General features: G+C 64.5%; 13 protein-coding genes. 10 read left to right on the forward strand and 3 right to left on the reverse strand.

Features of this window, described 5'->3' with window-relative positions:
• The first annotated feature begins 21 nt into the window (after positions 1-21).
• The 8 genes from KW842_RS03845 to KW842_RS03880 all read left to right on the forward strand — a co-directional run bounded on the left by KW842_RS03845 (position 22) and on the right by KW842_RS03880 (position 9772).
• The gene (locus KW842_RS03845; RefSeq protein ID WP_218302739.1) at positions 22-1347 is read left to right on the forward strand and encodes an Nramp family divalent metal transporter; all 1326 of its coding nucleotides are present in this window, start codon (positions 22-24) and stop codon (positions 1345-1347) included.
• A gap of 94 nt (positions 1348-1441) precedes the next feature.
• Entirely contained in the window at positions 1442-3721 is a 2280-nt protein-coding gene (locus KW842_RS03850) for a TonB-dependent receptor (protein WP_218302740.1), read from the forward strand.
• Between the two features lie 8 nt (positions 3722-3729).
• Entirely contained in the window at positions 3730-4434 is a 705-nt protein-coding gene (locus tag KW842_RS03855; protein ID WP_218302741.1) for an ABC transporter ATP-binding protein, read from the forward strand.
• The gene (locus KW842_RS03860; protein ID WP_218302742.1) at positions 4394-5875 is read left to right on the forward strand and encodes a DUF3526 domain-containing protein; all 1482 of its coding nucleotides are present in this window, start codon (positions 4394-4396) and stop codon (positions 5873-5875) included. Before KW842_RS03855 ends, KW842_RS03860 begins: the two co-directional genes overlap by 41 nt.
• Positions 5872-7362, forward strand: coding sequence for a DUF3526 domain-containing protein (locus KW842_RS03865; protein WP_218302743.1), 1491 nt, complete (start codon positions 5872-5874; stop codon positions 7360-7362). Before KW842_RS03860 ends, KW842_RS03865 begins: the two co-directional genes overlap by 4 nt.
• Before the next feature lie 96 nt (positions 7363-7458).
• The gene (locus KW842_RS03870; protein WP_218302744.1) at positions 7459-8301 is read left to right on the forward strand and encodes a universal stress protein; all 843 of its coding nucleotides are present in this window, start codon (positions 7459-7461) and stop codon (positions 8299-8301) included.
• 10 nt (positions 8302-8311) lie between these two features.
• Positions 8312-9010, forward strand: coding sequence for a Crp/Fnr family transcriptional regulator (locus KW842_RS03875; RefSeq protein ID WP_218302745.1), 699 nt, complete (start codon positions 8312-8314; stop codon positions 9008-9010).
• 3 nt (positions 9011-9013) lie between these two features.
• Positions 9014-9772, forward strand: coding sequence for a Crp/Fnr family transcriptional regulator (locus KW842_RS03880; protein ID WP_218302746.1), 759 nt, complete (start codon positions 9014-9016; stop codon positions 9770-9772).
• Between the two features lie 8 nt (positions 9773-9780).
• Here KW842_RS03880 and KW842_RS03885 read toward each other — a convergent pair whose 3' ends face one another.
• Entirely contained in the window at positions 9781-10239 is a 459-nt protein-coding gene (locus KW842_RS03885; RefSeq protein WP_218302747.1) for a bacteriohemerythrin, read from the reverse strand.
• A 156-nt stretch (positions 10240-10395) separates the two neighbouring features.
• On the opposite strand from KW842_RS03885, the gene KW842_RS03890 reads away from it, so the two are divergent.
• Positions 10396-13074, forward strand: a complete 2679-nt coding sequence (locus tag KW842_RS03890) for a bifunctional acetate--CoA ligase family protein/GNAT family N-acetyltransferase (RefSeq protein ID WP_218302748.1) — start codon at positions 10396-10398, stop codon at positions 13072-13074.
• Here the strand turns inward: KW842_RS03890 and KW842_RS03895 are convergent.
• Positions 13071-13643 carry a cytochrome b gene (locus tag KW842_RS03895; RefSeq protein WP_218302749.1) on the reverse strand — a complete coding sequence of 191 codons (573 nt, stop codon included), beginning with the start codon at positions 13641-13643 and terminating at the stop codon, positions 13071-13073. The two genes, KW842_RS03890 and KW842_RS03895, sit on opposite strands and share 4 nt — an antisense overlap.
• A gap of 18 nt (positions 13644-13661) precedes the next feature.
• A complete protein-coding gene (locus tag KW842_RS03900; protein WP_218302750.1) occupies positions 13662-14252 on the reverse strand; it encodes a TetR/AcrR family transcriptional regulator in 591 nt (196 codons plus the stop codon).
• A 151-nt stretch (positions 14253-14403) separates the two neighbouring features.
• Here KW842_RS03900 and KW842_RS03905 point away from each other — a divergent pair, with 151 nt between their 5' ends.
• Complete coding sequence (locus tag KW842_RS03905; protein ID WP_218302751.1) at positions 14404-15552, forward strand: efflux RND transporter periplasmic adaptor subunit; 1149 nt, start codon at positions 14404-14406, stop codon at positions 15550-15552.
• Positions 15553-15564: the final 12 nt, after the last annotated feature.

Genomic DNA, 15564 nt, shown 5'->3' on the forward strand with positions numbered 1-15564 from the left:
GGCCGCAAAGGAGTCCTGTTCATGACGCCACCAGTAGTCCCTTCATCGCTGGAGCAACCCGGCGTTGGCGTCAATGGCCAGCGCAGTGTGGAGGTGCGCCAGCACGGTCCATGGTGGCGGCGCTTTCTCAGTTTCGTTGGTCCCGGCTACCTGGTCGCAGTCGGGTATATGGACCCCGGCAACTGGGCGACCGATCTGGCCGGTGGCGCCGCCTACGGTTATTCGCTACTGTGGATCATCGGGCTATCCAGCTGCATGGCCATGCTGCTACAGGTGCTGACGGCACGCCTGGGCATCGTCGCGCAGGCCGATCTGGCGCAGCTGAGCCGCCAGCATTCGTCACGCCGATCCGCTTTCGTCCAGTGGCTGTTGTGCGAAGTCGCCATTTGCGCTTGCGACCTGGCGGAAGTGATCGGCACCGCCATCGCCCTCAAGCTGCTATTCGGCATACCGCTCAGCTACGGCGTGATCCTGACTGCGCTGGATGTCTTCGCCATCCTGTGGCTGCAACAGCGCGGCTTCCGCTATCTGGAGGCGTTCGTCATCGCGCTGCTGGGCGTAATATTCATCTGCTTCGCCATCAACCTCGCGCTGGCACAGCCCGAATGGCGTGCGGTCGCGGAAGGCTTTCTGCCATCGGCGCAAACCGTCACCGATCCCGGTATGCTGTACCTGGCCATCGGCATCATCGGCGCCACCGTCATGCCGCACAATCTGTACCTGCATTCCTCAACCGTGCAAACCCGCCGCTTCGACACCAGCGACGCAGGCAAGCGCAAGGCGATTTCCTTCGCCACCGCTGACATCATCGTCGCGCTGGGTCTGGCCTGCCTGGTGAATGCCGCCATCCTGATTACCTCGGCGGCGGTATTCCACACCACCGGCAACGCGCATGTGGCGGATCTGGAAGAGGCCTATCAGTTGCTCGGGCCGCTGACCGGGACCGCGCTGGCGAGTATCCTGTTTGGCGTGGCGCTGCTGGCTTCCGGCCTCAGTTCCTCCGTCACGGCCACGCTGGCCGGGCAGATCGTCATGGAAGGCTTTGTGCAGATCCGCATGCCCCCATGGGCACGGCGGCTGATTACGCGCTCGGTCGCCATCGTGCCGGCGCTGGTGGTCACGCTGCTGTACGGCGACCATGGCGTCACCAGCCTGCTGCTACTGAGCCAGGTCATCCTCAGCATGCAACTGCCATTCGCCATGTGGCCGCTGATACGCTACGCCAGCGACCGCAACATCATGGGCGGCTTCGCCACGCCACGCGCGGTCAGCTGGCTAGCCTGGCTGATGATGGCGGTCATCGTCACCCTCAACATCATCATGGTGACACGTGCGCTAACGGGATAAACCACAGTTAACGCAATTATGTTGCATTAGTGAGGATAAGGAATTATTATGCAATTCAGTTGCAATAATAATTCAACCTCTTCCACTTCATATCATGACCAGCACATTACGGCCTATGGCCGTGGCGATTTCGCTCGCCCTGACGATTCATTACGCCCACGCAGACGACGAAGATCCGGCACTGCAAACCGTCACCGTCAACAGCGCCCGCAGCACGCTTGACCGCGACCTGCCCAACACCAGTGCCAGCAAAACGCAGGAGGAACTGCGCCAGCAACAAAACATCTTCAATCCGGAAGACGCGCTGCGCAACCTGCCCAGCATGAGCATCCGCAAACGTTATAGCGGTGACCGCAACGCGCTGGTCGGCGGGCGGAGCTTCTCCACCACGCAGGCGCCGCGCGCACTGGTCTACATGGACGGCTACCTGCTGTCCAACTTCCTCGGCCGCTTCGACGCGCCGCGCTGGAATATGATTGCGCCAGAAGAGATGACGCGCATCGATGTCATATACGGCCCGTTTTCGGCGCTCTACCCCGGCAACGCCATCGGCACGACGATCGCCATCACCACCAGCCGTCCTAGCGGATTTTCAGGTTCGGTGCGGATTGCAGGCCAGGACCAAAACTACAGCCAGTATGGCGATCATGACCACTACCGCAATTACCAGGCATCGGCGCTGTTGGCCGACAAGCTGGCTTCAGGACTGTGGTACAAGCTGATGATCAACCATCAGGACGCGACCAGCCAGCCGATGGGCTACTACGCGGTCAACGCCAACGCCGCTGGCGCATTCCCGTCCGCCACTGGCAGCGGGGCGGCCACGCCAGTCAGCGGCATCGTCTATGACACCAATGCTTTCGGCATGCGCCGCGCGATCTTCGGTGCCAACGCTGGCGCCATCGACAACACCATCCAGAACACCGGCAAGCTGACGTTGGGCTACGACTTCAGCCCAACGATCAGCACCGAGGCGCTGCTTGCGTGGTGGGACAATGACAGCAAAACCAGCAACCGCAGCTTCCTGCGCGACGCGGCAGGCAATGCCGTGTGGTCGGGCAAAGTCAGCGACGGCGTCAATACCTTCACGCTACCCGCATCCACCTTCGCGCCGTACACACGCGACGAGCGCCATGCCCTGCTGGGGCTGAGCGCCAAGACGCGCAACCGCAGCGGCTGGAACGCCAGCGTCAACGCCAGCGTTTACCGCATTCTGGACGATGTGCAGCGCAACGCCAGCACGTCCGATCCAATGGCGGCCAATGGCGGCGCCGGCACCGCCGTGGTGCGCGACGGCAGCGGCTTTGAATCGCTGGACGCCAGTATCAATCGCGCTGGCGACACGCACTCGCTGACCTTCGGCGTGCATGCGGATACCTACACACTGAAGCAGGCCATGCGCACCACCATCGACTGGCGCAATGCCAACGGCGTGGAAACCCAATACGTCGGCGGCGAAACGCGCATTCTGGCGATCTACGGCCAGGATGCCTGGCACTTTGCGCCGCAATGGCATGCGGTGTTCGGCCTGCGCGCAGAGTCCTGGCAAGCCAGCGATGGCGTGCAGCGCATTACGCCCGGCGCCACCGTCAACTACCAGCGACGCAGTGAACAAGCCTGGTCGCCCAAGCTTTCCGTCGCCTGGGATGCGGACGCCGGCACCACCTTGCGCGCCTCGTTCGGTCGCGGCACGCGTTTTGGCACGGTGGCGGAACTGTTCCAGGGCACGGCAGCGGGCAGCAGCATCACCATCAACGATCCAAATCTTAAACCGGAGCGCTCCACCGCATTGGAGCTCAGCGCCGAACAACGCTACACGCTGGGCAGCCTGCGCGCCTCGATGTTCCAGGACGATATACGCAATACCATCTGGAGCCAGTTAAACCTGAATGTCTTCCCGATCGTGACCAATGTACAGAACGTCGGCCGCGTCCGCACACGCGGCCTGGAGCTGGCCGGCCAGATCGACCGGCTCGGCATTCCAGGCCTGAGCGCGGAAGCCAATATCGCGTTCAGCAAATCGACCATCCTGGAAAACGATAACTACCTGCCATCAGTGGGCAAAAACTGGTCGCGTGTGCCGCGTGTGCGCTCGGCCACCACGCTGGTGTATGCGCCGGCTGACACCTGGAGCCTGTCCGCTACGTATCGTTATTCCGGCCCTCAGTTCAACGAAATCAACAACACCGACTACAACACCGACGTTTACGGCGGCGTGTCGCGCGTGCGTCAGTTGGACGCACGGCTGCTGCTCAAGCCGGCCAAGGGCACCGAACTTGCTATCGGCGTCGACAACCTGAATAACAACCGGGCCTACCAGCTGCATCCTTACCCAGGACGCACGCTGTTTGCCGAAGCCCGTTACGCATTCTGAGGACACGCATGATACAGATAGAAAAACTGGTAAAGCGCTACGAGGGCCGCATCGTGCTGCATGGCCTCGACCTGCACGTCGGTGGCGGCGAGGTGTACGCGCTGCTCGGCCCAAACGGCGCCGGCAAATCCACCACCATCGGCTGCTTGCTGGGCTTTGTGCAGGCTGATGCCGGCGCCATCCGCCTGGCGGACTCCGATCTGCCACCTGCCCAGGCGGCGGTGCGGCACGCCGCTTACATCGCAGAAAACGTCGCGCTGTACGAGCGACTGAGCGGCGTTGAAAACGTCGAATTCTTCATGCGGTTGCTGGGCCATACGCCCAAGCGCCGCGACATCGAAGCGCTGCTCGAACGCGCCGGCCTGCCGCAACATGCCTGGCATCGCCAGGCACAAGGCTATTCCAAAGGGATGCGGCAGAAAGTGGGCATTGTCATGGCCTTGGCCAAAGGTGCAAAAGTGCTGGTATTGGATGAGCCAACATCCGGCCTCGATCCCGAAGCCAGCGTCGCCTTTGGCGAACTGGTTCGGACACTGGCCGATGAAGGCGCGGCGGTGCTGATGGCGACCCACGACCTGTTCCGCGCACAGGAACTGGCGGACCGCTGCGGCATGCTGGTGGGCGGCCAATTGGCCGGCGAATGGACATTGGGAGAATTGAATGCAGGCGAACTTGAACGCAACTACCTTGACATCCTCGCCTGCCGCAACTGAGCCGGCGGAAGGACCGCAACGCTGGCTGAGCGCCTTGCGCGGCGCATGGCAAGCCGACTGGCGCGAACGCCGGCGTGACTGGCGGGTATGGCTGGTGGTGCTGGCCGGCCTGGCGCTGGCGGCGTGTGCGGCACTCCTGTCATCGCTGCAACTGCAAGCCACGCTGGAGGCGCGCAACGGCGCGCAAGCGGCCGAGCAGCAGCGCTGGGCCCATCAAGGCAAGAAGAATCCGCACTCGGCGGCGCACTACGGCGTCTACGTTTTCAAGCCGCTGTCCGCACTGGCTGCGCTCGATCCCGGCATAGAACACTACGTCGGCGCCAGCCTCTGGCTGGAGGCGCACAAGCAGAACGAGCTGGTGTACCGTCCCGCCAACGACGATCCGGGCGCGAACCGTCAATTCCGCCTGAATCCCGCGTTTGTCATGCAGGTGCTGACGCCGATGGCAATGATTTTCCTCGGCTTCGGCATGTTTGCCGGCGAACGCGAACGCGGCACACTGGCCGCCCTGCGCATTAACGCGGCGCCGCTGAGCGCTATCGCGGTGGCGCGTGGCTCGGTACTGTTATTCCTGTCGATGACGCTGGTGGCGCCGGCCTGTATCGCAGTCGGCCTGGTCGAGTGGCGCATGGGCGGCCGTAGTCCGTTCAGCGACGGCGCCTTGCGCGCCGGGCTGTTCGCGCTGGGCTATCTGCTATATCTGTGCACCTGGGCGGCGCTGATCGCCGGCGTATCGGCTTGGTCGCGCAGCTTGCGTACATCGCTGGCGGTGCTGATCGGCTTGTGGGCAATGACGGCACTGGTGGCGCCGCGCAGCGCCGCCGAGCTGGCCCAACTGGCGGCGCCGCTGCCGTCGATGCAGGCCTTCCGCGCCGCGCTGGACAACGCGCTCGGCATGCCGGACGACCCAGAACAGGCGCGCCGCGACCAGCAGCAACTGCTGCGCGAGCACAACGTCACCGATGCCAGGGATCTGCCTTTCAATTGGGCCGGCATCAGCATCCAGCGCGGCGAAGAACACGGTGACCGCATATTCGACGCCCACTATGGCCGCCTGTTCGACGCCATGCGCCGCCAGAGCGAAGTTGCGGCGATGGCGGGATGGCTGTCGCCGTCGGTTGCGGTGGCAGGCCTGTCCAGCGCCGTCGCGGGCAGCGACACCAGCCACCACATCCAGTTCGTCAACGGCGCTGAACAGCAACGCCGCATCATGCAAGTGGTGCTGAACCAGGCGATCACCGAGCACAAGGACCAGGACGGCGTGCGCTACGAAGGCGACCAGTCGCTGTGGAGCAAGATACCGCCATTCCAGTTCGTCTACCCGCCGCTGGACGCCAGCGTATGGTGGCGCCACCTGCTCCCCTTGTCAGCGCTGTTTGCGGCCAGCCTGTTGCTGTGCGCCGCCGGCCTGCGTCAACTACGTAACGGAAATCTGCGATGAAACACATGTATACCCTGATCGCCTACGACTTGCGCAGCCAGTTGCGCGAGCGCGGCACACTGGCACTGCTGGCGGTCGCGCTGCTGCTCGCCCTGTTCGGCCTCTATGAAGGCAGCCGCTTCGAGCAGCAAAGCCGCGACGCCGCGCAAGCCGCCACGGCGCAACAGGCGCAGGCCCGCGAGGCGGCCAACGCGCTGGCGCGACGCTACTTCACGCAACCGGACGCGCCGGAATTCGCCGGCCTGCAATGGTGGCGCACGCCAGTGGACATCCGTGGCTACGCCTTCCGCGAACACGTCGGCTTTGCCGCCAAGCCGCAGACGCCAGGCGCCGCGCTGGCCGTGGGTCAGGCCGACCTGCTGCCTGCCTATGTGCGGGTGCGCGCCGAATCAATGGAGTCCGCCCGCACGGCGCTGGAAATCGAACATCCGGCGCTGCTGGCGGTGGGCCGCTTTGACCTGATGTTCTTCGTGATCTATCTGTGGCCGCTGATCTTACTGGCGCTGACCACCTCGGTGCTGACGCAGGACCGTGAAAGCCTGCGCCTGCGTGCGCTGCAACTGCAAGGCGTCAAGCCGGGCCGCATGCTGGATCTTCAAGTCAGCGCGCGCACGCTGGCAGCCACCGCGCTGTTAATCCTGGTTTGCGGCGCGGCGGCGCTGTTGTCCGGCGCGCTGCCCGCCAGTGCCCATGGTTTGATGGCGCTGGCGCAGTGGGCAGGCGTGGTGCTGCTGTATTCGCTGTTCTGGGCGGCGGTGGCAATTGCCGTCTGCGCCGCCTGCGGCAACCGCATGAGCGCCGCTTTCGCCGGTTTCGGCGCGTGGCTGGTGCTGGCGATCCTGATTCCCGGCGCACTGAGCGCCATAGTGCAGGCCAGCGCGCCAGTGCCGCAGCGTGAGCGCTATGTGCAAGCGATGCGCGACGCCAATGACCAGGTGGCTGCCAATAAACTCAGCAGCCTTGCCCGCTTCTATGACAGCCATCCGGGCTGGAAGCCGGCTGGCGCGCTGGATAAAGTCTCCGCCAGCGTCTCGCGCCTGCAGCGCGCGCAAGAGCTGGAACGGGTCATGGCCAGCGTCGACCGAGAGTTCCAGCAGGCCGCCGAGCAGCGCCGGGCCTTGTTCGACCGTCTTCAGGGATTCAGCCCGGTCACCTTGGCCTACCAGTCGCTGACCGCGCTGGCCGGCAATGACGCCGTCCGCCACCAGCGCTTCCTGGCCGAGGTACAGCGCCACCAGCAAACGCTGCGCGACTACTTCCAGCAGGCCATCCAGCTGTCGGCGCTGGGCGACGAGCGCAAGTCCTGTCCGCAAACCTGCCTTGGCGGCTACGGTTTCCGCGACTTTGACCAGGTGCCCGTGTTCACGCCCTCGCCTTCCCTGGCCGGTCTAAGTCCCTGGAGCGGACCGCTGGCGCTGCTGCCGCTGTGGATCGCCGCGCTGCTGGGCGCGTCCGCCGTAATCCTGGCGCGCCGGCCTGTCAACTAGCCAGCGCAATAATTTATCCATGGAAATTTGATCCAGATCATAAAATTTGTCGATGAGCTTTGATAGCCTGATAACGGACATCACAAGGAGCTCATCATGACTTACAAAACGATACTGGTTCATGCCGACCTTTCCCCGCACGCCGCCACGCGTTACGCGCTCGCCTGCCAGCTCGCCCTTGCGCATGACGCCCACCTGGTCGGCGCGGCCTTCACGGGCCTGACGCAAGAGACTTACCGCAACGCCGCCTTCGCCTATGGCGGCGTGCTGTCTCCGACCGATGTGGAGCTGGTCACCAGCAACAGCAAGCAGGCGCTTGACGCCTTCGTCGCCAAGGCCGATGCCGCTGGCACGGCCTACGAACGCCGCATCAGCGACGACGATTCCGAAACCGGCATGGTACTGCAAGCGCGCTACGCCGACCTGCTGGTGTTGAGCCAGAGCGATCCTGAACTGACCGGTCCGAATATCCTGTACAAGCTGCCCGAACACCTGGCGCTGCACGGCGGCCGTCCAGTGCTGCTGGTGCCTTACGCCGTCCGCTACGAACATATCGACCAGCACGCACTGGTGGCCTGGGACGGCAGCCGCGCAGCCACCCGCGCCGTCACCGACGCGCTGCCGCTGCTGCGGCGCAGCCAGCGCGTGACGCTGGCGGTGTTCAACGCGCAAACGCAGTACGGCACCCACGGCGAGAATCCGGGCGCCGACATCGCGCTGTATCTGGCCCGCCACGGTGTCAAGGTCGAGGTCACGCAGCAGCATACGCCGGCCGGCCTGGATATAGGCAACGCGCTGCTGTCGCTGGCCGCCGACATCGGCGCCGACTTGCTGGTGATGGGCGCCTACGGGCACCAACGCTGGCGCGAGATCGTGCTGGGCGGCGTCACGCGCCGCGTGCTGCAGTCGATGACCTTGCCAGTACTGATGGCGCATTAAGCGGGGTAGCATGGGTATCGATTCTTACCGCAGCAACTGCGACCGCTGCATTCACCTGCACCTGTGCGAAGGCACGGCCGACAACGACCACATTGCCGGGCACCGGCTGCGCGTGCGCCGCCACGACAGCCTGTACCGGGTGGGCGAATCGCCGGGCAACCGTATTTACTGCATCCGTTCCGGCAGCTTCAAGCTGGTGATGGCGCGCCCAGGAGACGAGGAACAGGTGATCGCCTTTGCGATGGCGCCGGATTTCCTCGGCCTGAACACGCTGGGCGCGGCTGGCCACACGGCCAGCGCGGTCGCGCTGGAAGATAGCGAGGTTTGCGTCATCGATTGGGACCGCCAGGCCTTCCGGGGCCGCCGCCAGCCGATGCAGCGCAACGGCCTGCACGCCCTGCTGGCCGGGGAAATCCGCCGCGCCCAGCAGGCCACACTGCTGCTGCATCACACGCATTCGCGCCAGCGCATGGCAGACCTGGTGCTCAGTTTGTCCAACGCCTATCATAGCAATGGCTATTCGCCGCGCCGCTTCCGCCTGCCGATGTCGCGCTGCGATATTGCCAGCTACATCGGCGTCAGCGCGGAATGCGTCAGCCGCCTGATCGACCAATTCCGCCGTAAAGGCATGCTGCAGCTGCACCGGCGCGATCTGACCTTGCTTGACACGGATGCGCTGCAGCGCACCGCCGCCGGCATGGAGGGCTAAACCATGGCACACCGACTTCGCCTGGTCACCGACAGCGTGACAGACGCCATCCGCCGCTGTCAGGACTGTCCGCTCAACACCCTGTGTCTGGACGAAGCGCCGTCCGGCGCCGTGGCGCCGCAACAGCCATGCCTGGAACAGCGCTGCCTGCACCTGAACGGCGGTGACCACCTGTTCCGCGTGTCGGATGAGGCTGACCAGCACCTGCACATCATCCGCAGTGGCGACATCAAGCTGTATCAGCACGGCCGTGATGGCGGCCAGCACATCATTGAATTCCTCGGCCCTGGCGCCTGGATAGGCTTGGAATCGCTGAACGAAGACCAGCGGCACGCTGGTGCGGTGGCGCTGACAGAATGCGAAATTGCCAGCATACCGTACACCATGCTGAGCTCTTTGCTGGACCGTCAGCCACGGAGCGCCGAAGCGTTCGGGCAGCTGTTGAGCGGCACCATTGCCCGCCACCAGCAGCACGCCGCCATGTTGCGCAGCACCTCGGCCGTACAGCGGGTGGCGCAGTTCCTGCTGCACCGGCTGGAGCAGGCGCAAGGCGTGGCTCACCATATGGCGAAGGCGACCTTGCCGATGTCGCGCCAGGATATTGCCGACTACTTGGGATTGACTTCGTCCACCGTCAGCCGCTGCCTTAGCGCACTGCGCCGCCGTGGATGGTTGAGCATGGGTCAGCGTGCCTTCATGCTGCCTGGCCGTGCGGATGTGGAAATGGTGGCGGCGGGCGCGCCGCTGGCGCTCGACGATTGAGCGCTGGATCAGCTGAGGTGGGGAATCGGGCGGCGGCGCGGCGATAAGCGCGCCGCCGGCACATCGTCCTGTCCGGCCGGAGCGCCATGGGCACGGCCGGCGATCTGCAAGGCGATGGCCAGCGCCGTGTCGGCCGTGGCCAGATGCACCTGGAACCAGGGCAGTATCAGCGCCGCCACCTTGCGGCCGGCGTCGATATCGCCCGGCGCCAGGCCGTGCAAGGTCGCCAGCACGCGCGCGTGCTGCTCGCGGTGGCTGCGGGTGGCGGGATAGTCGATCGCCTCCATCAATTGTTCCTCGACGCGGAAATCATCTTCCAGGCACTCGATCAGCGCGGCCAGATTTTCTTCAAATTCTTCATCCGGGCCTTCCAGCAGCACGTTGATCTGCTCGGCCAGCGCCGCATGCGCCTCATCAAACAAGGGGATGCCGAGTACCATGTCGGCGCTTAAGGCATTGGTGTCCATGACTACTCCAGGGTGGCATTAGGCTAGCGCTACTATGCCCAAGCCGGCTTGGCAAATCCATGATCCAGGTCAAGTGGCGGCGATTTGCCGCGCCGCCGCAAAAATACGCCTGGTTGGCGTATAGTGTGGGCTGCCAGTCACTGTCGAGAAAGTATCATGGACCTGCATTACCTTAGCCCGCTGTTCGCGCCCAAATCCATCGTGGTGTTTGCCGGCCCGCCTGACCAGCCGGAACGCCAGACCGCCTACGGCCGCAGCGTCTGCGCGCAGTTGCGCGAAGGCGGCTACGATGGCGCGCTAAGCTTCCTCGATGTCAGCATGACCGGCACGCTGGCCGATCTGGTGCAGTCGCGCGCCGACCTGGCGCTGATCGCGCTGCCCAACGAGGAACTGGCGTTTGCGCTGGAAGTGGCTGGCCGCATCCAGTGCAAGTCGGCGCTGATCGTGTCGTCCGGCGTGTCGCCGGCGCTGGCGGCCGAGCTGCACGCCATCGCCCGCAAACATGACCTGTATCTGCTGGGCCCCAACAGTCTTGGCTTCCAGCGCCCGCGCCTGAAGCTGAACGCCGGCGTGGCCGGCAAGCTGGCGCAAAGCGGCAGCCTGGCGCTGATCTCGCAATCCGGCGCGCTGACTTCGGCCATCCTCGACTGGGCTGGCAGCAATTCGGTGGGCCTGTCGGCGGTAGTGTCGCTCGGTCCCAACACGGCGGTCGACCTGGCGCAGACACTGGATTTCCTGGCCACCGACCCGGCCACCGAAAGCATCGTCATCTACATGGAAGGCATTACCGACGCACGCCGTTTTCTGTCGGCGCTGCGCGGCACGGCCAATACCAAGCCGGTGGTCATCATCAAATCCGGCAACGCGGCCGCGTCGTCGCGCGCGGCGGCCACCCACTCCGGCATGATGATCGGCAGCGACGAGGTGTTTGACGCGGCGCTGCGGCGTACCGGCGCGGTGCGCGTATCCACCTTTGTGCAGCTGTTCTCGGCCGCCAAATGCCTGGCGTCGCGTTATCGCCCTGTGGGTCCGCGCCTGGCGGTGATCAGCAACGGCGGCGGTCCCGGCGTGCTGGCCGCCGACTGGCTGGGCAAGCTGGGACTGCAACTGGGCCAGCCTGGCGCGGAAGCGGCCAAGGCGCTGGCGCCGCAACTGCCGCCCTACGCCACCCTCACCGATTTGCTGGACTTGTCGGAGGAAGCCGGTCCGCAGCACTATGCGGCCGCCATCCGCGCCTGCGCGCAAGATCCGCAAGTCGATGGCTTGCTGGTGATTTATTCGCCCAAGCTGGATGGCGACCCGGTGGCAGTGGCGCAAGGTGTGACGGAAGCCGCCAAAGGCCTGGGCAAGCCGCTGCTGGCCTGCTGGATGGGCGACGAACGCGTGGCGCCGGCGCGCCATCTGATCGCGCAATCCGGGCTGGCCAATTTCCGCACACCTGAAGCAGCGGTCGACGGCTTTGGCAATATCGCCGCGTTTTACCAGAACCAGCAGCTGTTGCAGCAAACCCCGCCGTCGCTGTCGCAGTTGGCAAAGCCAGACCTGGACGGCGCGCGCCGCCTGGTCGAAAGCGTGCTGGCGGAGCGCCGCAGCGTGCTGACCGAGATGGAATCTAAAGCCCTGCTGGCTGCTTTCCACATCCCGATCACGCCCACCATGCCGGCCCGCAGCGCGGCCGAGGCGCAACTGATCGCCGCCCAGCTGGGTTATCCGGTGGCGCTGAAAATCGACTCTCCCGACATCCCACACAAGTCCGAAGTACAAGGCGTGGTGCTGAATATCATCGACGCCGCCGCACTGAACGCCGCCTACGGCGACATGCTGGCCAATGTGCGCCGCCTGCAACCGGCCGCCGCCATCAATGGCGTTACCGTGCAGCGCATGGCAGGCAAACGAGATGGCCGCGAGCTGTATATCGGTGTCGCCAGCGATCCGCTATTTGGTCCGGTGATCGGCTTCGGCGCCGGCGGCACCATGGTGGAACTGCTCAACGACCGCGCGGTCGAACTGCCGCCGCTGAACCAGTTCCTGGCGCAGCGCCTGATCCACCGCGCCCGCGTCGCGCTGACGCTGGACGAATGGCGCGGCGCACCGGCGGTGGACATGCAAGCCATCGAACATATCCTGCTGCGCGTGTCGGAAATGGTGTGCGAACTGCCGCAGCTGCGTGAGCTGGACATCAATCCGCTCATCGTTGACCAGTTCGGCGTGCTGGCAGTGGACGCGCGCGTGGTGGTTGGCGTGGCGCCGCCATCGGCGCAGCGCTACGACCAGTTGGCCATCATGCCCTACCCTTCGCGCTATGCCAGCGACTGGCCGATGCGCGGTGGCGGAGAATACACGCTGCGCCCGGTGCAGCCGACCGACGCGGACATGCTGCAAGCATTGGTGCGCGGCCTGTCCGACCAGTCGCGCTACAACCGCTTCGCCTCGTCGCTGCGCGAGCTGTCGGCGCAAATGCTGGCGCGCTATTCGCTGATCGACTATGACCGCGAAATGGCGCTGGTCGCGGTGCTGACCACCCGCACCGCCGACGATGACGGCAGCTTCACCGAAACGGAACAGATCATTGGCGTCTCACGCTATATTGCCAATCCGGACCGCAGCAGCTGTGAATTCTCGCTGCTGGTGGACGACAAATTCAGCGGCCAGGGACTCGGCACGCGCCTGATGCTGGAGATTATGGACGTGGCGCGCGACCGCGGCCTGAGCGAAATCGTCGGCCTGGTGCTGCGCAAGAACCGCCCGATGCTGAAGCTGATGGCCAGCCTGGGCTTCCAGATCCGTCCGTACGACGATGATCCGGAATTCCAACTGTGCAGCAAGGCGCTTTAAGGCAGCATGCGGGTCAGGACATTATCCTTGCGCACGCGGTGGTGATATAGCGCTGCCGCGATGTGCAGCGCCACCACGCCCCATGCCACCCACTTGCCGACAAAGTGATGCACCACATCGACCGGCGCTTCAAAGCTTTCCCAGGTAAAGCCGAAGATCGATGCCAGCCAGTCAAAGGCCGCCGTGTCGCGGAAGCTCGGAATGGCGAACAGTCCGAAATCGGTGGCCGCGCTGGTGCCGATGTAGCCCGTTACCGGCATCAGTATCAGCAGGCCGTACAAGCCCCAATGCGCGGCATGCGCCAGCTTGTGTTCCAGTGCTGATCCAGGCGGATCGTCCGGCTGCACGTCCAGCATGCGCCACACCAGCCGCGGCAGCACCAGCACGCCAACCAGCACGCCAAGCACCCAATGGATATTCAGCACCGGCAGGAAGTTGGGCGCGTCCTCATCGAGAAACCAGATCACGTAGTACACCACGATGTAGGCGCCAATGAAGGCGGCGGCGCTGGTCCAGTGAAAGAATTTGGCGAGCGCGCCAAAACGGTGTGCGGTATTTTTCCATTGCATAATCAGTTCCTGAATTGGCTAGCGAGGCAGCAGCCCGCTGAGCAATTTGTCGAGCGCCTCCAGCGACACCGCCAGCCGTACCGGCGGGTCGCTGTCCGGTTCCGCGATCCAGAACGCCGCCTCGGTGACGGCGCCGTACAGCATGCGCGCCATCAGCCCGGCATGCACCTCCACCACCGTGCCGGCGTCGATCAGTTCCTGGAGCGCGGCTTCCAGCGCGGCGATGCCGGTATTCTGGTTCTCCTGCGGGACGTCGCCGAACATGGCGCGCGCGTCTTGCAGAATGATGCGCCGGTTCTCCGGTAGCAGCGCCAGTTCAAGGTAAGCACGGCAGCGGCAACGAAAGGCTTCCCACGGCGTTGGCGCGGCGTCGGCGATCTGTTGCAGGCGTTGCGCCAGTTCCCCTTCCAGCTGATCGATGACAGCGATCAGCAATTTCTCCTTGCTGCCGAAATGGTGATACAGCGCGCCGCGCGTCAGCCCGACCGCCGCCGTGAATTCGTCCATTGAGGTATTGGCGTAGCCATGTTCTGCAAAGGCCTTGCGCGCGGTGGCCAGCAATTTGGCGCGTGTTTCTTCGATCATCTGGGTGCGGGTACGTCGCTGCATGCAGCCTCCTTGTTGACATACGCGGCGTATGTTATTTGCATACGCCGCGTATGTCAAATACTTCCCGCTCCACGCAATCTCCATACTTCCCACACAAAACCTGCAAACCGACTCAGTAAGCTTGCGGTTTTGTTCGTTGGCGGGAAAGACTATGAATCTCAAGAACTGGCCGGCATTGCTGGCCGTCGTGGCGTTGGCGGCGTGCTCCAAAGGACCGCAGGCGGAACAGAAAACACCGCCGCCGTCGGTGACCGTGCTGGCGCTCAAGCCTTCTTCCATTACGCTCAATGATGATCTGCCAGGCCGCGTCGCTGCCTACCGCAGCGCCGACATCCGCCCACAAGTTGGCGGTATCGTGCTGCGCCGTCTGTTCGAGCAAGGCACCGAGGTGCAGGCCGGCCAGCCGCTGTTCCAGCTCAACCCCGCGCCGCTGAAAGCGGAATTCGATACCGCCGCCGCGTCCCTGCAGCACGCGCAAGCCACCCTCGCCCGCGCCAGCCGCCAGGCTGAGCGCCTGCAACCCCTGATCGATGCGGACGCCATCAGCCGCCAGGCTTACGACGACGCCGTCTCCGACCGCGATCTCGCCGCCGCCAATGTGGCGCAGGCCAAGGCCACGCTGGAACGCAAGCGCCTGGACCTGGCGTTTGCCACCGTACAGGCGCCCATCAGCGGCCGCATCGGACAGGAGCTGGTGTCGGAAGGCGCGCTGGTAGGCCTGTCGGACGCGAATCCGATGGCGCGCATTCTGCAAATCGATAAAGTGTATGTGGACGTGCGCCAGCCGGCTTCCATGCTGGCGTCCCTGCACGCGATGCGCGAACCGGGCAAGCAGCAGGCGGTCATTCTGTCCGCCGAAGGCCAGCCTTACAAGGTTGACGCCAAAGTGCTGTTCGCCGACCTGAATGTCGATGCCGGGACCGGCGACGCCACCATCCGTATCCTGGTGGAGAATCCGGACCGCGCGCTGTTGCCGGGCATGTTCGTGCGCGCCCGCATCGCACGTGCTGCGCCAGCCGACGCATTGATGGTGCCGCAACAAGCAGTGCAGCGTGCCGCCGACGGCCACGCCAGCGTGTGGACGCTGGATAAAACCGGCAAGGCCGGCCAGCGCAACATCAGCGTCGGCGAGGTCATCAATCATCAATACCTGGTACGCAACGGCCTGGCCGCAGGCGACACACTGGTAGTCGAAGGCCAGGAACGCCTGCAGGAAGGCGCACACGCCAAACCGCTGCCGTGGAAAGCGCCAGCACAGATCTCGGCGTCCGCTCCCCCTTCCGCTGCCGCCGCAAAATGACAAGGACTGAGT

This window comes from Duganella sp. sic0402 (assembly GCF_019219065.1).
Taxonomy (GTDB): Bacteria; Pseudomonadota; Gammaproteobacteria; order Burkholderiales; family Burkholderiaceae_D; genus Rugamonas.

Coding starts and splice junctions, on each gene's coding strand:
- KW842_RS03900 (WP_218302750.1), bottom strand. CDS start 14,252: ATGCAGCGACGTACCCGCACCCAGATGATCGAAGAAACACGCGCCAAA.
- KW842_RS03895 (WP_218302749.1), bottom strand. CDS start 13,643: ATGCAATGGAAAAATACCGCACACCGTTTTGGCGCGCTCGCCAAATTC.
- KW842_RS03850 (WP_218302740.1), top strand. CDS start 1,442: ATGACCAGCACATTACGGCCTATGGCCGTGGCGATTTCGCTCGCCCTG.
- KW842_RS03870 (WP_218302744.1), top strand. CDS start 7,459: ATGACTTACAAAACGATACTGGTTCATGCCGACCTTTCCCCGCACGCC.
- KW842_RS03890 (WP_218302748.1), top strand. CDS start 10,396: ATGGACCTGCATTACCTTAGCCCGCTGTTCGCGCCCAAATCCATCGTG.
- KW842_RS03875 (WP_218302745.1), top strand. CDS start 8,312: ATGGGTATCGATTCTTACCGCAGCAACTGCGACCGCTGCATTCACCTG.
- KW842_RS03885 (WP_218302747.1), bottom strand. CDS start 10,239: ATGGACACCAATGCCTTAAGCGCCGACATGGTACTCGGCATCCCCTTG.
- KW842_RS03845 (WP_218302739.1), top strand. CDS start 22: ATGACGCCACCAGTAGTCCCTTCATCGCTGGAGCAACCCGGCGTTGGC.
- KW842_RS03905 (WP_218302751.1), top strand. CDS start 14,404: ATGAATCTCAAGAACTGGCCGGCATTGCTGGCCGTCGTGGCGTTGGCG.
- KW842_RS03865 (WP_218302743.1), top strand. CDS start 5,872: ATGAAACACATGTATACCCTGATCGCCTACGACTTGCGCAGCCAGTTG.
- KW842_RS03880 (WP_218302746.1), top strand. CDS start 9,014: ATGGCACACCGACTTCGCCTGGTCACCGACAGCGTGACAGACGCCATC.
- KW842_RS03855 (WP_218302741.1), top strand. CDS start 3,730: ATGATACAGATAGAAAAACTGGTAAAGCGCTACGAGGGCCGCATCGTG.